The sequence below is a fragment of the Bradyrhizobium sp. LeoA1Lang genome, from assembly GCF_055413685.1.
Genome location: NZ_JBVAPG010000098.1, coordinates 12,366 through 31,627 on the forward strand (window position 1 = coordinate 12,366; position 19,262 = coordinate 31,627).

At 63.5% G+C, this 19,262-nt stretch carries 18 protein-coding genes; 10 read left to right on the forward strand and 8 right to left on the reverse strand.

The genetic code is table 11. The features are described from left to right. Positions 1-68 precede the first annotated feature (68 nt). Together wrbA and ACZYOF_RS27945 are read left to right on the forward strand one after the other, a co-directional pair. Positions 69-668, forward strand: coding sequence for an NAD(P)H:quinone oxidoreductase (gene wrbA / locus ACZYOF_RS27940; RefSeq protein ID WP_130581440.1), 600 nt, complete (start codon positions 69-71; stop codon positions 666-668). 385 nt (positions 669-1,053) lie between these two features. Then, on the forward strand, positions 1,054-2,001 hold the full coding sequence (locus ACZYOF_RS27945) for a DUF5996 family protein (RefSeq protein WP_463717801.1): 948 nt from the start codon (positions 1,054-1,056) through the stop codon (positions 1,999-2,001). 44 nt (positions 2,002-2,045) lie between these two features. Here ACZYOF_RS27945 and ACZYOF_RS27950 read toward each other — a convergent pair whose 3' ends face one another. The 3 genes from ACZYOF_RS27950 to ACZYOF_RS27960 all read right to left on the reverse strand — a co-directional run bounded on the left by ACZYOF_RS27950 (position 2,046) and on the right by ACZYOF_RS27960 (position 4,636). Continuing rightward, positions 2,046-2,237, reverse strand: coding sequence for a hypothetical protein (locus ACZYOF_RS27950; protein ID WP_130581442.1), 192 nt, complete (start codon positions 2,235-2,237; stop codon positions 2,046-2,048). A 260-nt stretch (positions 2,238-2,497) separates the two neighbouring features. Continuing rightward, positions 2,498-3,685, reverse strand: a complete 1,188-nt coding sequence (locus ACZYOF_RS27955) for a GNAT family N-acetyltransferase (protein WP_463717802.1) — start codon at positions 3,683-3,685, stop codon at positions 2,498-2,500. Between the two features lie 15 nt (positions 3,686-3,700). Further along, entirely contained in the window at positions 3,701-4,636 is a 936-nt protein-coding gene (locus ACZYOF_RS27960; protein WP_463717803.1) for a cupin-like domain-containing protein, read from the reverse strand. Positions 4,637-4,816: 180 nt separating this feature from the next. Between ACZYOF_RS27960 and ACZYOF_RS27965 the strand changes: the two genes are divergently transcribed. After that, positions 4,817-5,935 carry a glycosyltransferase family protein gene (locus tag ACZYOF_RS27965; protein WP_463717804.1) on the forward strand — a complete coding sequence of 373 codons (1,119 nt, stop codon included), beginning with the start codon at positions 4,817-4,819 and terminating at the stop codon, positions 5,933-5,935. Here the strand turns inward: ACZYOF_RS27965 and ACZYOF_RS27970 are convergent. Both ACZYOF_RS27970 and ACZYOF_RS27975 read right to left on the reverse strand, forming a co-directional pair. Further along, positions 5,905-7,218, reverse strand: a complete 1,314-nt coding sequence (locus tag ACZYOF_RS27970; protein WP_130583502.1) for an O-antigen ligase family protein — start codon at positions 7,216-7,218, stop codon at positions 5,905-5,907. The two genes, ACZYOF_RS27965 and ACZYOF_RS27970, sit on opposite strands and share 31 nt — an antisense overlap. Continuing rightward, positions 7,215-8,225, reverse strand: a complete 1,011-nt coding sequence (locus tag ACZYOF_RS27975) for a glycosyltransferase family 2 protein (RefSeq protein ID WP_463717805.1) — start codon at positions 8,223-8,225, stop codon at positions 7,215-7,217. Before ACZYOF_RS27975 ends, ACZYOF_RS27970 begins: the two co-directional genes overlap by 4 nt. Positions 8,226-8,630: 405 nt before the next feature. Here ACZYOF_RS27975 and ACZYOF_RS27980 point away from each other — a divergent pair, with 405 nt between their 5' ends. Beyond that, complete coding sequence (locus tag ACZYOF_RS27980; protein WP_130583503.1) at positions 8,631-9,764, forward strand: radical SAM protein; 1,134 nt, start codon at positions 8,631-8,633, stop codon at positions 9,762-9,764. Positions 9,765-9,832: 68 nt separating this feature from the next. Here ACZYOF_RS27980 and ACZYOF_RS27985 read toward each other — a convergent pair whose 3' ends face one another. After that, positions 9,833-10,819 (reverse strand): glycoside hydrolase family 26 protein, encoded by a 987-nt coding sequence (locus ACZYOF_RS27985; RefSeq protein ID WP_463717806.1) that lies wholly within the window; start codon positions 10,817-10,819, stop codon positions 9,833-9,835. Further along, positions 10,806-11,120, reverse strand: coding sequence for a hypothetical protein (locus tag ACZYOF_RS27990; RefSeq protein ID WP_463717807.1), 315 nt, complete (start codon positions 11,118-11,120; stop codon positions 10,806-10,808). The genes ACZYOF_RS27985 and ACZYOF_RS27990 overlap by 14 nt, the downstream gene beginning before the upstream one ends. A 106-nt stretch (positions 11,121-11,226) precedes the next feature. Between ACZYOF_RS27990 and ACZYOF_RS27995 the strand changes: the two genes are divergently transcribed. From ACZYOF_RS27995 to ACZYOF_RS28015, 5 genes are all read left to right on the forward strand, one after another. Further along, positions 11,227-12,183 (forward strand): DUF6492 family protein, encoded by a 957-nt coding sequence (locus tag ACZYOF_RS27995; RefSeq protein WP_463717808.1) that lies wholly within the window; start codon positions 11,227-11,229, stop codon positions 12,181-12,183. Further along, entirely contained in the window at positions 12,177-13,619 is a 1,443-nt protein-coding gene (locus ACZYOF_RS28000) for a lipopolysaccharide biosynthesis protein (protein WP_463717809.1), read from the forward strand. The genes ACZYOF_RS27995 and ACZYOF_RS28000 overlap by 7 nt, the downstream gene beginning before the upstream one ends. 6 nt (positions 13,620-13,625) lie before the next feature. Further along, positions 13,626-14,432: a class I SAM-dependent methyltransferase gene (locus ACZYOF_RS28005; RefSeq protein ID WP_130583738.1), complete on the forward strand. Its 807-nt coding sequence runs from the start codon at positions 13,626-13,628 to the stop codon at positions 14,430-14,432. A gap of 4 nt (positions 14,433-14,436) precedes the next feature. Next, on the forward strand, positions 14,437-15,189 hold the full coding sequence (locus ACZYOF_RS28010) for a polysaccharide deacetylase family protein (protein ID WP_463717810.1): 753 nt from the start codon (positions 14,437-14,439) through the stop codon (positions 15,187-15,189). A gap of 156 nt (positions 15,190-15,345) precedes the next feature. Next, complete coding sequence (locus ACZYOF_RS28015; RefSeq protein ID WP_463717811.1) at positions 15,346-17,643, forward strand: GumC family protein; 2,298 nt, start codon at positions 15,346-15,348, stop codon at positions 17,641-17,643. Positions 17,644-17,766: 123 nt separating this feature from the next. Here the strand turns inward: ACZYOF_RS28015 and ACZYOF_RS28020 are convergent, their stop codons facing one another. After that, a complete protein-coding gene (locus ACZYOF_RS28020; RefSeq protein WP_463717812.1) occupies positions 17,767-18,360 on the reverse strand; it encodes a 3-keto-disaccharide hydrolase in 594 nt (197 codons plus the stop codon). A 225-nt stretch (positions 18,361-18,585) separates the two neighbouring features. Here ACZYOF_RS28020 and ACZYOF_RS28025 point away from each other — a divergent pair, with 225 nt between their 5' ends. Next, entirely contained in the window at positions 18,586-19,050 is a 465-nt protein-coding gene (locus ACZYOF_RS28025) for a cupin domain-containing protein (protein ID WP_463717813.1), read from the forward strand. The last annotated feature ends 212 nt before the right edge of the window (positions 19,051-19,262 follow it).

Below are 19,262 nucleotides of genomic sequence, written 5' to 3' on the forward strand. Positions count from 1 at the left end.
TCTGTTGCCGGGTCAAGCCCGGCAATGACGCTCTAACTTCAACAATACCCAACCAACGGAGAGCCATCATGGCCAAAGTTCTCGTCCTCTATTATTCCGCCTATGGTCACATCGAGGCCATGGCCAATGCGGTCGCCGAAGGCGCGCGCGAAGCCGGCGCCACCGTCGATATCAAGCGCGTGCCCGAGCTGGTGCCGGCCGAAGTCGCAAAAGCGTCATACTATAAGCTCGACCAGGCAGCGCCGGTCGCGAAGATCGATGATCTCGTCAATTATGATGCTGTTATCATCGGCACCGGCACCCGCTTCGGCCGCATGTCCTCGCAGATGGCGAACTTCCTCGATCAGGCCGGCGGTCTCTGGGCGAAGGGCGCCTTGCATGGCAAGGTCGGTGGCGCCTTCACCTCGACCGCAACCCAGCACGGCGGGCAGGAAACGACGCTGTTCTCGATCATCACCAACCTCCTGCATTTCGGCCTCACCGTGGTCGGGCTCAATTACGGCTTTGCCGGCCAGATGAAGCTCGACGAGATCACCGGCGGTTCGCCCTATGGCGCCACCACGATCACCGGCAGCGACGGCAGCCGGCAACCGAGCGCGAACGAGCTTGCGGGCGCCCGTTATCAAGGACGTGTGATCGCGGAGACCGCGAAGAAACTGCATGGCTGATGCGAGTTCGAGGGCGTTCTCGTTTGTGAGCGTGGCCCTATGTGGAGCGTGCGGTCGGAGCCTTCATTTCGATCGCACCTTCATGTTCAAAACCGCATGACTGCAGCCGCCAGGTCCTTGCCCCCCGGACCTGGCGGCACATGCGCGTCGGGGACCACGACATGGTTGAAATGCTTTTCATGGCGCAATTGGTGCGCAGGCCGCTGCAGGCGATGGCGCGGCGCTGGTGGTGCAAGAGTCTTTTCCGCGCCACGCGCGGGCAACGCCGTTGTCCGGAATGCACGAAGTCGTGATGTCGATTTGTCGAACCCGCATGCTTGGAGCTGCCATAACGAACTCGTGATAAAGTGATTGCGTTCACGGTCACTAAGCGTGGGGTCCTGGCATGAGCAACACCAAGCAAACGCAATGGCCGGAACTGCCGACGGCAGCATGGCGTGACACCTCTGCGACGCTGCAGCTCTGGACCCAGATCGTCGGCAAGATCCGGCTGGCCAAGTCGCCTTGGCTGAATCATTCGTGGCATGTCACGCTCTGTGTCACCGCGCGCGGGCTGACCACCTCACCGATTCCCGACGGCATTAGAACCTTTCAAATCGATTTCGATTTCGTCGATCACGCCTTGCGTATTTCGACCAGCGACGGCGCTGAGCGGCATTTTGCGCTGGCTGGGCTTTCGGTGGCGAGCTTCTACGCGGCGGTGCTCGCTGCGCTGAAAGAGCTCGACATCGACGTTACGATCGACGAAATGCCAAACGAGGTGCCGGACCCGATCCGTTTCCCGGAAGACAACCAGCATCGCTCCTATGATGCTGACGCCGTGCGACGCTTCTTCCAGATCCTCTTGAACTGCGATCGGCTATTCAAGCAGTTCCGCACCGGCTTCCTCGGCAAAGCCAGCCCCGTGCATTTCTTCTGGGGCAGCTTTGATCTCGCAGTGACGCGTTTCTCCGGCAGGAGCGCACCACGCCATCCCGGTGGCGTGCCGAGCCTGCCGGATGCGGTGGCGCACGAAGCCTATTCGCACGAGGTGAGCAGCGCGGGTTTCTGGCCAGGCGGCGGCGCGATCGATTATCCGGCGTTCTATTCCTATGCGTATCCCGAACCCGCGGGCTTCCGCACCGCCAAGGTGCGACCCGACGCGGCTTTCTTCAGCGAGTCGCTCAGCGAATTCATCCTGCCCTATGATGCCGCGCGCACCTCCGGCGATCCCGACCAGGCGGTGCTGGAATTCCTGCAAAGCACCTATGAGGCCGCCGCGAATGCCGCAAAATGGGATCGCGATGCGCTGGAATGCCCGCTTGGCCGACCCGGCGTGGTGCGGCAACTCTGAACCGCGCCGACCTTAGATCACGATCCGATCAGGTTTAATCGGCTCTAATTCAACAGCTCCGGCTTGGTCACTGTTTGCCTGATCTGCGCACCACAATCGGAGCATTCATAGGTGAAGTCGATCCTCGCCAGGCTCCAATGCGGCGCAACGTCCGTGACGAACATCGGAAGCCCTGCGCAGCTCGGGCACATGATGAAGTCCGGTTCCACGGCATGGTGATGGATATAGGCTGGCATGTCGGCTCTCCTTGCGGAACATTCCCCGGTGGCCCAACCCGGGAGCCAGCATACGGCGCTGCAGCGATCACAATTGTGGACTTTTGCGAACATAGAAGGAACGCCCACACAATCCTCGTGAGTGTGACAAATCTGCATTGAAGCAGATCAGCTCTGAATCAGTCGGTGCGTAGGGTGGGCAAAGCGACGCGTGCCCACCTTCACGAGCGGAGTGCTTGATGGTGGGCACGCTTCGCTTTGCCCACCCTACAGAATCGTAGTCAGCTCTCTTCTCGCGAAGGCGGCTTGCCGAGCGCGCGTTTCAGATACGTCGCCAGCTTCGGATATCTGCGCAATTCCTGCGCGGTCCGGTCGCGGAGCGCATGGGGCAATCCGCGCCAACTCAAGGCGGCGCTGATGTCAAGCAGCGGCAGGCGCTTGACGCCGAAACGGCGCTTATAGGCGTAGTTGCCGATCGAGAAATCGAACTCGCGGACACCCTGCTTGTGCAGCGCTGCCATGGTGCGCTCGATGATCAGCCGGCCCGGCGAGCAGTTGCTCCATTTGTCGCCGGCGTTGCTGATGCGGATCATCACGTAGCGCGAGCCGTTGCGGACTCCGAGCAGCGTTGCCGCCACCTCCTCGCCCACCGTCAGCGCCGACACGATGGCATAACCGCTGGCGACACCGTTGCGGACCAGGCTGCGATAAAACGCGGCGCAATTCTCGTCATTGAGGATGAAATTGACTCCGAGGCTCTGCATCCGCGAGCTCTGCTGCGCCTCGGTCGTCGCGAGAATCCGAAGCGCTTCGTCACTGTCCGCGGCGATCGTGAAGCTCGCCGCCGGATCGCGCGTAAACACGCGCCAGCTTCGCTCCAGCTCCTTGCGCACCGTCCGCTCCAGCGTGTGGCGCCAGGCATCGTAATCGTCGCCCGTGGTGACGAGATTGCCATTGACCGGGCAAACCGCCGCGCCATCGAGCAGCGCCAACGGATTGGGCCGCCCGTCGAGATCGGGCGCGACCTTGCGCAAGCGGATGAGATCGGCGCCGCCGGGCAGCTTGCGCAACGCGGCGCGCAAGTCGCGCCAGAAGACACGCGCTGCCGCGGCGTCGCGCGGCGCCGCGGGCCCAAGCAACGGCGCGTTGTAATCGGTGAGATCAAGGTCGGCGAATTCGATGGTTCGAATGCGGCCCTGTCGATGACGGATCAACGGCAACAGCGCGGCCGGCTCGCCAGTCGCGGCATCGGTGACGAAGGCGATCACCGGCGAGACGCCCTCGGTGTCGGCGAAAGCGGCGTACCAGGCTTCATACCATTGCGGATTCTGGAACGCGGTCGGAGGCGCGAACGTACCCCACCGCGCTGCTGCCGGCTTCCAGTCTGTAAAGATCTCGACGCGGTAGCCGGCCGCCCGCGCTTTCGCGTGCGCGGAGAGCCTGCCCGCCGATGTCGCAAGTACCGTCATCGCCACACGCCGCGCTTACGCCGCCTTCGGCAGATCGACGATCTTGCCGAGCTCGATCTCATCGAGACGGAAGTCGATCGGGCGGCGCACGGCGCGCTCGCGCTTCACCCACTTGCCGTCGCGCAAGAGCTTCTGCATCACCTGCTTGGCAAAGAAGGACGGGCCGTGAAGGCTGCGGCTCTTCGGCGCGTAGCCGAAGCGATGACGCAGCATGCCATTGGCGAGATGCAGGATCTGCGCGCGCCGGATCTCGTCGTCGACGTAGGACACCGTCATCGAAATGTTGACGACGCCGAGATTCTCGACCCGATGCGGCGCGTTCAGCGGCCAGTTCAACATCTGGCCAGGCTCGAGATCGATCACCTGGGCATGCTGGTCGTACCAGGAGGCATAGGGGATATCGACCTCGACGTCGAACAGCGCGATGTCTTCGAGGTGCTCCGGCCGGATGAATGGCGGTGTGTTCGGATAGATGTAGACCCGCTTGCGTCCGGCGATTTGGATCAATCCCTGCCCCGGCAGGTCGGAGTGGTAATAGACCTGGGCGTCCGGCGAGGAGACGAGGATGCCTGCCTGATGCGTCGGCGCATCAAAGCTCGGAACCTTGGCGGCGATCTCCGCAAACATCTGGTCGACCATCACGCGGAAACGGCGATCGATGGAGGTGACATTGCGCAGGTTGAGCCAGAGACCACCGCGCGAGATCGCCTCGATCACCTCGCGACCGCTGAGCTTGCCGATTTCGCCTTCGCGCCAGACCCGGCCGGAACCCTTCGCACCTGTCTTGACCAGGCTGTAATGCTCGCGCGGATAGTTCTCGATCAGCTTCGCGAGCTCGTCCATCGAGAACGCGGGTTGCTTGTGCATCGCGTGCTCGAGCCGGATCGGCTGATGGCTCCAGAGCTCCGAATGGGTGTCGTCCCATTTGGTGAAGATCTTGCCTGTCGTCATGTCGCGCTCCTGGTCGCCTTGCGTCGTTTTGATCTTCCGATGTCCCGTTACGGGACGACCGGGCAGCCTTCACACGAGGATTGGCAAGATCGGTGCCGGCACTGTTTCGGGCGCTTACCGGAAGCTAAGGTCTGCGCGGTATGCTAACCGAGATCACCCCGGAAGCCCTGCCGCTGCGCGATGACCTCCACACCCCGATATCGGGCGCTGTTCCTCGGCGCGGGAGCCGAGATGCATTGCGGCGTCGGACAGTTCACGCGCTTATTGACTGACGCGATCGAAAAGCTCGACCCCGGCCGTAGCCAAACATTAACCCTGACGCGCGGCCAAGGATCGCTCCACGACATCTGGCGCGCAGTCGGTTCGGCGCAGAGCGTGATCTGCAATTTTCCGATCGTGGCCTGGAAGCGCGTGATCCTGCGGCCGCTTCTCACGCTCGCGATCGCAAAGCTGCGGCGGCGCGAGATCATCCTGGTCGAACATGAATGGGCCGGGCTGAACTGGATGCGGCGGATCACCTACATTCCCGCGGTGTGGGTTGCCGACAGCATCGTCATGTTCTCGCCGCTGGTGCGGAAGGAACTTGCCGATGACGCCGTGGTCAGCTCCGCCGTAACGAAATCCGTGCTGGCGCCACTGCCGCCCAACGTCGAGGCGCCCTCGAAGACCGAAGACTCCGAATTGCGGCGGCGGCTATCAGCGGCACGCGTCAGCGGACGATTGGTGATCGGCCATTTCGGCTCGATCTACCCGGGCAAGCAGCCGAATGCGCTGCTCGAGATCGGCGCGATCCTGAAGGCGCGCGGATTGCGGCCGCTGCTGGTCTATATCGGCTCCTTCATTCGCGGCGTCGACAAGGTCGAGGAGAATTTCCATGCCCGCGCCGCCGAGCTTGGCCTCGGCGAGGACGTGATCGTCTCCGGCTTCGTTGCCTCCGATGCCGAAGTATTCGGCCTCTTCGGCGAGGTCGACGCCTTCTGCTATCCGCTCGACGAAGGCATCACGGCCCGCCGTTCGAGCATCCTCACCTGCGCGCAAGCGGGCCGGCCGCTGGTCGCGACCGGCCCCGCGCTAGCGGACGAGTTCGACCATCATCCGCGCTTCAGGCAGTTGATCGATCGCGGCGCGATCGTGCTGGTTCCGCGTGGATCGGCAGGCGAGGTCTATGCGGATGCGATCCTGGCCGCGGCGAAACGACCACCGCCGCAGGCGCCATTCGATTTCACCGGCTGGTGGCGCGATGTGGCAACGACGGTGGCGGCCGTCATCTATGCCCGCAAACGGAACCGCGCGAGATAGTGCAGGCCGAACACGGCGATCAGGAACGTCGCCCAGATCGGATCGGCGCGGTCGAGGAAGAAGCTCTCCATCGACGACAGATAGAGGCCGAACAGCCATATCCGCAGGAACATCATCGACAGCGGGCCGTCATTGCCGTCCTCGTCGGCGGCCTGGAAATCGCGCAGCGGCTTGACGACAACAGCGGCGATCAGGAACACAAGACCCGGCAGGCCGGTGCCGAGCGCGGTGTCGAGATAACCGTTATGGCTGTGCGAGGCATAGCCTGCCCATTCCTTGCCTTCCTTCAGATTCGTGATCGCATTGCTGCCCCAGAAGGCTTCGAAACCATAGCCGGTCAGGAGCCGCTGATGCAGCGAATCGACGGCAAAGACCCAGATGTCGGAGCGGCCGGTGAAGCTCGTATCCAGCGGCAGGAGCTTTGCGATCGACGCGAGCGTGTCGCTCAGCACCGTGCCGACGCTGAACAGGTTGAGCACGATGAGCGGCAGCAGCAACATCAATGCGCGTCCCCAGAAGGAACGAACGACCGACGTCAGCGAGGTCAGCAGCAGCACGGCCAGGCAAAGCGAGATCGAGCTCTTGCCCGCGGAATAGACCAGGAACAGGGCCGAGAGCGCTATGACGATGACGCCGGAGATCCATCCGCCGGCACGGATGAAGTAGACGCCGAGGAACATCGTCATCGCCATTATCGCAGCGGCGACGTTCTTGTGCCCGAACGCGCCACGCCAATTGCCGGCGAGCGCCGGCTCCTGCGGGTCGGTCGCCAGATGGATCGACAGGTTCGGAGCCAGCAAGATCCCGAGATAGCAGGTCGCGAGCAAGACCAGCGCGGCGATGCTGAACCACCGCATCAACTCGCTCTGCGACTTCGGCAACAGCATCACCGTCGCCGTCACCACCACGACGAATACCGAGAGCGCAAAGCGGCGACTCGAGGTGGCCGGATCGAACGACAGTACGACCGTCAGGCAAAGCCAGGTCCCGAACAGCACATAGGCCGGGGTCAGCAGCGACGCCAACGCCGGCATGTTGTCGCGCATGGTCAACACGAGCATCAGCACCATGAGCAGGCCGAACAGCGCGTAGAGCACGGCCTCCTTGCCGGAGGTCACCTCTCCGACGCGCATGTCGCTGAGATCGTCGAACGGATGCAGCGAAATCCACACCAGCAGCAGGATGCCGATGAAGACCGCGGCGCGGACGAAATCCATCACCGGCCGCCGCCACACATCGGCGAAGACGGCCCGGGCTTCGGACGTGATGAGAAACTCGGTCACGAAACGATCTTCGCCGCGGCGTAGGGTTGCGGCTCGATGCCGAGCACCGCAAGCGCGCTGCCGACGGCCACCATCATCGGATGCATGGCGATGATGGCCTTCCGTTCCCTCAAGACGATGCGCGTGGCGCGGAATAGCGAGAACGGCACCAGGCCGAACATCTTGGCCATCACAGCGGCACGCGACCACGTCGACTGCGCGCCCTTGCGCTCGATGTGATAGTTGATCGCCCCGATCCGCAGGCCGCGCCGCACAATCCAGCCGAGCTTGGTCCGGCTCCGCGGCACCGTCTCCGAGATGGCCGCTTCCGTCGCCCAGTAGAATCGGAAGCCCGCACGGCGGGAGCGTGCAAAGAAATCATGGTCGCCGCCACCTAGGAAATTGAAGCGCAAATCGAACGCGGGGCTGCCGAGGCCAGCGAACACCTGGCGCCGGATCAGGCAATTGCCGCAGCCATAGATCACGGGCACCGGCCCGCTGCTATGATAGGCCGGCGCAAATGCCGGATGACGCTTCAGGCCGCGCTTGCGCTCGTCGTCGAAATTCGGCCAGACCGGCCCGCCGATCACGTCCGCCCCGGTCGTCTCGGCGGCCTCGATCATGCGCTCGAGCCAATCCGGCGAGGCGATCTCGTCGTCGTCAATCATCAGGAAGTTCGCGGCTTGCGGGAAGGTTGCGAGCGCCGTCTCGAACGCTGCGTTGATGGCGTGGCAGTTACCCTGCCGCGGCTCGACGAGGCAAAGGCCATTCAGCTTTCCAGACGCCAGGAATTCCGCGGCCACCGGTGCGCTTTCACAATTGGCCGCGTCGTTCTCGACCACCACGACCGCAAAGCGGCGCGCGGTGCGCTGCGCGGCGACCGATTCCAGCGTCAGCCGCAGATGCTGCGGCCGGCGGAAGCTCGGGATGCAGACTAACGTCTCGACGGAGCAGTCGAGCCCGGGCGAGGCCGCGACCCAGGCGCGGTCCGTTACAAGAAACTCGGTCGCAATCGACATCTTGTTCATGGCTTCAATCCCAGTCCGCGACACGCCGTCCCAGAACGGGTCACGCCACCATCATGGGACGCAATCGTCCCGAAATCGTTGATGGGCGGAGCCGCACGAAAGCGATTCGCAGGGTATGGCCAGGTCATGGCAAAATCCGATCCAGCCACGCGCGGCGCGGCGACGATCTCTTGCGAGGGTTAATCGGAGGGCATTTCGCGCGCTTTCCGCTCCACTGCCATTCGATGAGCATTGACGAGCGCGCGATGGCGCGCGCGTTGGCAGCAATTCGTTAAGGTTAAACACCGTCGAGAGCGCCGGCACGAAGAGCCTTCATCCCCACTGGCATTCGATTTGCTGTTCCTCGGGACGACAAAGAAATCGACCGAGACCGTAACAACACTCGCAAACGTCTGAGGTTTCACCTTGAAAGCGCTAGACCTCGTTTCGCTGGGCACAAAACATGTCCGCAACGCGCTGTCGGAAGAACTCTATCTGCGCACCGGCCGCGATGTCACCCGGCCGGCCGCGATCTTCGCGGAGGTCGTCGAGCGCTGCAACTACAAGTGCCGTTATTGCGATTATTGGCGCCGCCCGAACTACCGCGAGGAAATGTCGATCGAGGAATGGCAGCGCGCGCTCTCGAGCCTGAAGGAATTCATCGGCGCCTATCATGTCGAATTCGCCGGCGGTGAGCCCTATATCAAGAAGGGTTTCCTCGACCTCGTCCGGTTCTGCCGCGACAACGACATCCATTGGGGCGTGACCACCAATGGCGGCGCCTATCTGAACAAGAAGATCGTCGCGCGGACGGTCGAAGCACATCCCTTCAACATCAACATCTCGATCGATTCGCGCGATCCGAATATCCACAACTATTCGCGCGGCGTCGAAAACTCGCTGAACGACATCGTGCAGGGGATCCGGAACGTCTCCGAGAAGCGCCGCGCCGAAGGATTGGATTTTCCGATCATCATCAAACCAGTCGTGCACAGACTGAACTTCCGCCAGCTCCCGCAGATGGTCGACTGGATCCAGCAGATCGGCGCCACCGCGCTGAGCTTCCAGCCCGTCGAGATGGGCACGCAGGAGGTCGAGGACGAATTGTGGATCGGCGAACGCGAGATGGATGATCTGATCGCGGTTCGCGACGAGTTGCTGCGGCTGAAGCGCCGGGGCGCGCCGATCCTCAATGGCGAGGCCGTGCTGAACGCCTGGCCCAATCATTTCCGCCGCGAGAAGGCGCCGCCGGAGGTCATGCCCTGCCGGGTCGGCATGCGCAACTATTTCATCCGCTCCGACGGCCGCCTCGAGGTCTGCTGGTTCTTCAAGCCGATCGGCAACGTGCGCACCCAGACCGCGCGCGAGATCTGGTACAGCGAGGAAGCGCGCATGCGCCGCAAGGAAACCGTGGCCTGCGACAAGCTCTGTCTCTTCACCTGCCTCGCCCAGCGCACGCTGCAGGACAAGCTCAAGATGGGCCTGACCCTGCTGACGGGAATGAAGGCGCAGGCGAACGAGGTCAACAGCAACCGCAGCCCGGGTGAAGCGGCAGCGTAACCCCTGGCCGCTCGTAATCGCTGATGCAGTTGTCCCGGGTTGCGCTTCGCTTCACCCGGGCTACGAGGTCACTTGGCTGCGAACAGCTTTCGGAACAGCTTTTCCGATTCCGGGAAGCGGCCGGTGTCGATCTGCGTCGGCCATAGGCCGTCGACATTGAAGTAGGCCGCATAAGCGATGCTGTCGCGGTTCTCCACAAACCAGTCGTGCATTTTCTGGATAAAGTAAGGATTGTCGCCGGCGTGGCCGACGCCCCACTCCGGAAAGCTCATGCGCTTGCCGTGGCGCGCGGCGAAATCGCGATGCCATTCGAGACCGAAAGGCGCCTTGAGATAAAGCGTCTGCCAGCGCTCCTCCACCGAGCCTTCCGATTTGAAGTCGTAGACGTCGAGCCCGATATAGTCGACGACATCATCGCCGGGATAGGCGAGATCGGCCGGCATCTCCTGCGCCCCCCAGCCGGGACACCAGTCGAACTTGAACTCGCTGGACGCACGGCGGAAGATCTCCGTCACGCGCCGGAACGCCCTGATGTAGTCGGCTTCCTGGCCCTTTGCGAACCAGCCCATCTGCGAGAGGTTCATCTCCCAGCCGAGCCGGATGATCGCGCGCGGCTGCGGATCGGAGATCGCGCGGGCCGCCGCCTCGAACTCGGAATCATGCAGACCATCCGCGACATCGACCAGTGGCGTTCCCGTGATCGTCAGCGGCATCGACCAGACCACGTTCCGTTTTGGATTAAGCCGTCTCCAGATGCCCGGCACCCAATCCACTTTTCGAAAATCTTCCCAGGTCGATTGGCCGTAGAAGTCCACACCGAGCACGGATGACGGCTTCTGCTTCAGCCATTTCTCCCAGGCCTGCAGCAGGTGCTCGCGGCCGTCGGATCCCCAGTCCACAAAGGCGCCGGCAAACCGCGCGGGATCGGCGCCGAGACGGGAGGCTGCGCCGGCGGCGTCCCGCGCAGGGGTGGCGCCGCCGAGAACTGCGCCGGCCGAGGCCGTCAGCATCCCGCCGACGAACCGGCGCCGGCTCAATCGTTCAGTTCGAGCCATCTGCCCTCCTCGCGAATTTGCAAAAGAATGGCGCCAATCTCTTGCCCACCGTTTCAAAAGCGGACACCGCGGCCGGAACGGTTGTGCCGAAACGAACTGGCGGCACAGCCTTGGTATCACCCGCGGCGCGATCCCGCCCGGAAATCCCGTAATCCCACATGCACTCATACCCGCGCCGAACTGCATCGGCGATGCGCGGATCCGGCTCTGCAATATCCGGGCAAGCCGCGCAGACGGACACGAAACACGGCTTCTTATGGTTACTTCGCGCCGTCAGCAGCGCAGCGATCGTCAGCCGCAAACAAAATTAACCAACGACGATCCCAGCCGCGGCCAATGCGCCGGTTCGGCATCGATCTTGCTGAAAGGTTCGCCGAGGACGAACGGCGGCTTGAAAAGCGACAACCGTGAACGCGATCGCCAGAGAGATCTATGAGATGGACCCAGTTGCGTTGTTAACCCCGACTTACGGGCGCGACCTGGAGATCTGCACCTTGCTTTGTGAGAGCGTGGACCGGCACGTTACCTCGTTCTCCAAGCATTATCTCCTGGTTCCCGATTGCGACCTGCCGCTGTTCGCGCCGCTTGCCGGCGAGCGTCGCGTCGTCATCCCGGCCTCGACCTTCCTGCCCGACTGGCTGCGGCCGCTGCCACGCATCATCCAGCGCCGCCGGCGCCAGTTCTGGTGGTCGCTGCGGGCCAAACCGGTGAACGGATGGCATGTGCAGCAGATCCTCAAGATCGCCGCCACCATCGGACTGCCTCACCAGCGCTTTTGCATCCTGGATTCCGACATCGTGTTCTTCCGCGACTTCGACCTGACACGGTTGGAATATCCAAACGCGATCCCGATGCTGACCATGTCGAATGTAGTGACGGCGGACCAGCCGCGACATTCACGCTGGCTCGTGACCACCCATGAGCTGCTGGGGCTGGCGACGCCGCCGTTCCCGGCCGACGATTTCATCGGGCACATCATCTTCTGGGACAAGCAGACCACCCGAGCCCTGGCCGAGCGCATCGAGACCGTCACCGGCCTCGACTGGATCGACGCGCTGTGCAAGACTCGCGAATTCTCCGAATACATGCTGTACGGCTATTTCGTGCAGAACGATGCCGCGGCCTCGCTGCGGCATGCCGCTGTCCCGGACACCCCCTGCGTCAGCTATTGGGACGATCCGAGGCTCAGCAAAAGCGAGCTGCAGGATCTCTTGCGTCGCGCCAACAAGGACGACGTCGCGTTCTCGATCGCATCCTTCTCCGGCACGCCGGTCGAGACCATCCGCGCTGCGATCGCCGAGAGCAACGAAATCCTTTCGCTCACCGGCAGCGGCAAACGCACGGAGTTTGCGGCGTTATGCTGATCGGGCAAGCCAGCATCAACCTGACCGCCAACATCCTCTCGGCGCTGCTGGGGCTGCTCAGCGTGTTCGTTTTCACGCGGCTGTTCTCGCCGCATGATTACGGCGTCTATTTGCTCGGCATCGGCTTCGCTTCCGTGATCAGCGTGTTCCTGGTCGGCTGGTTCCGAAATCTGATCCTGAGCGGGCACGCCCGCAACGACGGCACCGACGTCCGCGGACTTGTACTGTCAGGCTATATCATTTGCTGCCTGACGGCACCGATCGCCTATGTGCTCGCCCGGCTCGCCGGCCTGGACAACACCGCGGCGTTCGCCACGGTGGCGCTCTCGGTCGCGATCGGCCTGTTCGAACTGACGCAGGACCTGGTTCGCGCGCGGCTGATGGCGCTTTCGGTGATGAAGGCGACGCTGGTGCGCGCCGTCTCCGTGCTCACACTCGGCGTCGTCGTCGCGCTGGTGAGCCCGAATGGCTTCTGGCTGTTGCTTTCCTCCGCCCTCGCCTATCTGCTCGCAGTGCTCGTGCAGTCGCGCACCGCCTGGCGTGGCACGCATGTCAGCTTCGACCGTACTGGTCTCATGGCCGTGGCCAAGACCGGCCTGCCGCTGACGCTGTCGCTGACCCTGCTTGCGATCGCCAGCGTCACCGACCGTTTCATGATCGCCAACCTCGTCGGCGCGGCCGATGCTGGCCGATATGTCGCCTCGCTCGACCTCGTCAGGCAGACGCTGATGATGCCGGCGATGAGCATGGCGGCAGCGTTCTTTCCGCTCGCCGTCCAGATCCACGCCAAGCAGGGTGATGGCGCGGTGCGCTCGCATCTCGCCGAATGTCTCGAGCTATTGCTATCAGTTACGCTTCCGGCTTCGCTCGGCTTTGCCGTGGTCTCCGGGCATGTCGCCAACATCATCCTCGGCCCTGACTTCCGCGAGCTCGCGGCGGAAATCATGCCTGTGATCGCGGTCGCCGTGGTGTTCCAGGTCTTGACGCAGCAGTATCTGCACGCGAGCTTCCTGCTGTCGGGCCGCAACGGCTTCTATCTCGTCAACACCGCCTCGCTGATCGCGGCCAATGTGATCCTGTCCTATCTGCTGGTTAGCTACTACGGTGCCGTCGGCGCGGCCTGGGCGCGGCTCGGCGCCGACATCATCGGCTTTGCCTGTGCGCTGGTGCTGACCCGTTATGCCTTCCGCGTTCCGCTGCCGCTTGGCCGGCTGGCGCTGGTCCTGATCGCCGCACTCGCGATGGCGCTGACGGTCGCCGCACTCGATCGCATCCTGCATATTCCGGATCTCGCCGCCTGCATCGTGCTGGCGGTGGTTGGCATCCTCACCTACGGCGTTCTGGCCTGGCTGTTCGACATCGCAAGGATTCGCGGCCGGCTGAAACACAGCCTCACGGCCTTCAGAGCAAAATTCGCAAGCAGCAATATTGGATAACAGCCAATGACCGACATCCTTACTTTCGGTGCCATCCATGCAACGCTCGCCAATGTCGACACGGCGGGGCCGGCCGCGCATCCGCAGTCGCTGCTCGACCTGCCGCCGGGCGAGGCGCGGCAGAGCCTCCTCACCGTGCACAGCATCCTGGAGGCAACGCTGCCGGCGGGCCCGCTCGCGATCTACGAGGCCGGCGGCGGCTCGACCAGCTTCCTGCCGCTCAAGGTGCTGCGCCGCAGCCACATCACCGTGGTCGACATCGACGAGGATCAGGTCAAAAACAATCAGTACGCGCAGGCAACGATCCTGGGCGACATTCAGACCTACCGTTTCGCACCGAAAAGCTTCGATTTCATCGTCTGCTACAACGTTATCGAGCACGTGCCCGATGTCGAGGCCGCGCTCAGCGGTTTCTGCGAGGCGATCAAGCCGAACGGCTTGATCCTGATCGGCGCACCGAATCCGAAGTCGCTCTCCGGCGTGGTGACGAAGTATTCGCCGCATTGGTTCCACGTCTGGTTCTATCGCTATGTGCGCGGCGACAAGAAGGCCGGCCTGCCGGGCGAGGCGCCGTTCCCGACCCATTTCCATCCGCTGGTCACGCTGGGCAAGCTCGAAGCTTTCGCCAGGGCGCACGGCCTGCAGGTGATCTACCGCAAGGTCTATGAGAGCCCGCGCTATCCGGAGATGCGCCTGCGCAAGCCCCTGCTCGCCGCGCTGGTCGACGCCACCGCGAAGGCGATGAACTTCTTCCTGCCCGGCAAGACCGACGTGCGGCACGGCGACTATCATGTGATCCTGCGGAAACTGTGAGAAGATGCACGCGCTGTGGTCCGAAGCCGTCGTGAAGGTCAGCCACCGGCTGGCGATGCATCTGCCGGTCGATCGGGTCCGGCTGCGCAATGCCACGCCGATGGTCAGCTTCACCTTCGACGACCTGTCGAAGAGCGCGGTGACATCAGGCGCCGACATGCTGGAGGCCCATGGCGCCCGCGGCACGTTCTATGTGTCGGGCGGCCTGGTCGGCGTCGACACGGCGAACTGGACGTCAGGCAACGATGACGACGTGCTGTTGCTGCATTGCCGCGGCCACGAGATCGGCTGCCACACCTTTTCGCACCGCCGCACCAGCGATCTCGATGTGAGCTCGCTTGCCGGCGACATCGCCTGCAACCGCCGCTACTTCGACTTGCTCGATCCGTCGATGCAGATCGAAACCTTCGCCTATCCGTTCGGCTACGGCTCGTTCGCGCACAAATACCTGCTCAAGTCCAGGTTTGCGACCTGCCGCTCGATCGTGGAGGGCGTGAACTTCGGCAATGTCGACCTGCAGTTCCTGCGCGCGATGCCGCTGATCGATCGCCAGATGGATCGCGATGCAATCGAGCGGGCCTTCGACGAGGCGCAAATCCATAACGGCTGGTTAATTTTCTACGGCCACGACGTTGCCACCCGGCCCAGCCTGTATGGCTGCTCGCCGGGGCTCCTGAACCACGCGCTGGAAACGGCGGCGAAGCGGAATATTCCGGCGCTCACCATGGCGGAGGCGTTCCGATGCGCGAGCGCTTAAACGCTTTGTTTGCCTTTTTAGTGAATAGTCCCTCAAGGACTATGGTTAATTTTTACTGCTGCGTTGTTGCCGCGCGGTCCGCTCTCGCACATCGCACAGCCCGAAGAGTAACCCCTCAGCCGATGTGTGCGGCGTTTGGAATGGAAGCTGGGGTCGATGCTTGATTACGACCAGCCGATAAACAGCCAGGCCAAGAGCCAGGGCGCCGGCGAGCCGCGCCGAAGCCAGGGCTTCAACGTGGTCGACCTGGTCCTGCTGCTGTGGCGTCGCAAAGCTGCGATCGCGGCTGCCGCGCTGCTCTGCGCCTGCATCGCGGTTGCGATCGGCAAGAGCCTGACGCCGAAGTACGCCGCAACCGCGCAGCTCTATGTCGACCCGCGCGAATTGCAGCTCGTCGAGCGCGAACTGACCCCGCGCGCGCAAGATGTTTCGGGTCTCGCGATGGTGGTCGACAGCGAGGCGCGGGTGATCACCTCCAACAGCGTGCTGTTGCAGGTCATCAAGAACACCAATCTCGACAAGGACCCGGAATTCGGCGGCGGCGGCGATGGCAAGAGCCTCCTCGGCTCGCTGCTCGGCCTGGTCGGGATCGAGCAGCGCCCGACGGCGGAGCAGCAGCACCAGGCGACGATGAGCGCGCTGGACGCGCTCAGTCGCCACATCAATGTACGCAAGACCGACCGCACCTTCGTCGTCGACATCGACGTCTGGTCCTATGAACCGGCCAAGGCGGCGATGCTCGCCAACGCCCTTTCGACTGCTTATCTCGCCGAATCCAAGCAATCGCAGGCCGCAGCCGCCCGGCGCGCTACCAGGGATCTCTCGGGGCGGCTGAAGGAATTGCAAGAACGGCTGCGCAATGCCGAGAACGTGCTTGCGGTCTACAAGGCGCAGAACAATTTCGTCGGCACCCAGGACACGCTGATCGCCGACCAGCAGCTTTCCGCCAGCAACCAGCGGCTCGCCGCCGCGCGGGCACTGACGCTCGATGCCCAGGCGAAATACGACCAGATCGAGGCCAGCCGGCGCAATGCGAGCGACCCCGGCGCGATCCCCGAGGCGCTGCAGTCGCCGACCATTGCGAACCTGCGCGCGCAATATGCCGATGCCAAGAAGCGGCAGGCCGAGCTCCAAAGCGAACTGGGCCCGCGGCATCCGGCGCTCCGGCAGATCGAGCAGCAGGTCGAGGATCTCCGCCGTACCATCAGGGAAGAGATCGAGCGCTTCGCGCAGGCCGCGAAAAACGACCTGACCCGCGCCCGCGATTATGAGGCCTCGCTGAACAAGGCGCTGGATGCGCAGAAGCGCCAGAGCGTGCAGATGAGCCAGGCCTCGGTGCACCTGCGCGAGCTCGAGCGCGATGTCGAGGCGAGCCGCGATGTCTACCACTCCTTCCTCAAGCGCTCGCGCGAGACGGAGGAACAGGAAAGCCTGAACACTTCGAGCGCGCGCGTCATCGGCGAAGCCACCGTGCCGCAGCGGCGCACCTTCCCGCCGGCGATGAGCCTGCTCGCCATGATCGGCTTCGTGCTCGGCGGGCTCGCGGCCGCCGCCTGGATCATCGCCGTCGACCAGCTTGCGCCCGGCGCCGACCCGATTCGGCCGAGCAAGTCGACCTCGCCCGAGAAGCAGACGACGGCGGCGCCGGCGAAACAGCCGGTCCTCGGAAAGCCGGCGCCGCAAGCGGCCGTCAGCGTCATTGAGAAGCCGGTGATTGCTCGGCTGCAGGAATCGGACCTGATGCGCACGCTGGGCGGCATCCTCACCGGCGGCCAGGTCGCCGACGTCACGCGGCTGGGTTGGCCGACATTGCGCGCGGGCTTTCCGCTGATGACCTTCCTCGGCGCCATCCGCGACATGTGCGCGACGCTCAAGAAGTACGCGCCCGCGACCGGAACGCCAGTCATGGCCGTGATCGGCGCGGGTTCATCCATCGACCGCAGCGTGGTGGCGTTGAACGTCGCGCTCTCGGCCGCACGTGACGGCGCCAAGGTGCTGATGATCGATGCCGATCATCAGAAGCGCGAATTGTCGGGCAAGGTCGTCCGGCTTGGCAAGCGCGAGGCCGGCCGCCTCGGCTGGCTCAGCATCGGCAGCAAGGCAACGCGCGCCATCAACACGGCGAACGGAATTTCCATCCTGCCCGTCATCGAAGGCGGAGACGCCAGAGCGGCGGAAGCCATCCGCAAGTCGGTCGCGCAGGCGCGATCCGTCGGCGGTTACGATCTCATCATTCTCGACGGGCCGGCGATGCCGTGGAGCGCGGCTGATCGCAAGCTCTTCGATCTCGCCGACGGCCTCCTCGCCGTGCTGCCGGTCCATCTCGATATCAACGACTGCATGGAAGACATCCTCACCGCGCTCGGCGGCGCGGAGCGCAAGCTGGTCGGCGTCGTCCTGAACGAGCTCAATCCCATGGTGGAGAGCCGTCAGCAAGACAAGCAATATGCGTGAGCGCCGCACCGGCGCGACCTGACCGGCGAAAGTTCGAAGCGCAGTTAACCGCGCTCCGCGCTTCCTTCACCTCCCCTTGCCCCCCACCCCGCCCTTCCCCTTTCAGGGAAAGGGCGAATACCATCACAGCGGCTTGATCTGCACGTTCCGGAACTTGACCACGCCCGAACCGTATTGAAGCGCGATCGGACCACTCGCGTGCTTGCTATCCTGCACGTCGACGGTCTTCTGCCCGTTGAGCACGACGACGAGATGCGGGCCCTGCGCCGTGATCTCATAGGTATTCCACTTGCCCGCCGCCTTGGGCATCGGATTGACCTTGCCGACATCGACGATCGCGCCGGTGCCGTAGGTCGGATCGGGCCGCTTGTCGAAGATATTCACCTCGTAGCAGACCTTGGAATCGATGATCTTGTTGGTGTCGCAGCGGATGAAGATGCCGCTGTTCGCTTCTTCGTCCGTCCAGAACTCGGCCTTGATCTGGAAATCCTTGTAGGAATTCTTGCTGACGAGATAGGACAGGTCCTTGCCGTCGAGCTTGTCGGCGACCAGCGCGCCGTCCTTCAACGTCCAGTTCGCCTTGCCCACCTCGTCCCAGTCGCCTTTCTTGGTACCGTCGAGCAATGTGACCCAGCCGTCTCCCTCGGCGGAAGCGAGATTGAAGGACATAGCGGTACCGATCAGAAGACCGGCCGCAAGCGTCCACACATGTTTCATGAAAAGCATCCTCCCGATGTTGTTTTGATTTGTGCGGGCAAACTAATCACTGCCGCGTGCGAGCGCAAATCGATTTCGATGCTGCAGTTGCGTTGTGCGGGGAAGCCGCGCATCCGCCGATCACGCATGCACGCGTGCGTCTTGTCCAGCACCAGCGCCCCCGAATAGCATCGAGCGCAACAGAGATGGACCAACCAAGCGTCCATCCGAAAACGGGAGGAAGTCATGATCGTCAGTGCCTGGCGTTACCTTGCAATCCCGCTTGCCCTCGCCGCCACACTGAGCATCGGCTCCGCCGCCGAGCTCAATCCCGCCGCCGTTGTCTATAAATTGCCTGACCAGATCCCCTGGGGGCCGGTGGACGCGCGCGGCGCGCAGAACGCCGTGGTGGTCGGCGATCCCGCAAAGCCCGGCTTCTACGTGGTCTATACCAAATGGACCAAGGGCAACCATTTCAGCCATCCGCATTTCCATCCGAACGACCGCTATATCGTCGTGCTGCAAGGCACCTGGTGGGTGGGATCGGGAACGAAGTTCGATCCGGACAAAGGCACCGTGGCGATGCCCGCCGGCAGCTTCGTCACCCATTACGGCAAGCAGGTGCATTGGGACGGCGCCAAGGACGAGGACGCCGTGCTCCTGATCATGGGCGAAGGACCGGCGACGGCGACCACGGCGGAGGAGAAGTAACGACTTCGTAGGGTGGGCAAAGCGCAGCGTGCCCACCGTCAAGCACTCCGCCCGTGGTGGTGGGCACGCTGCGCTTTGCCCACCCCTTCGCACCTACCCCCGTCGCGTCCGGATCGAGCACAACAAGGCATCGGTGGCGGGGGGGGGGGGGGGCATCAGCCCCCCATACGGCGACGGCCGGGCCCCCGCGGCGGAGGCGTCCCCCGGGTCCC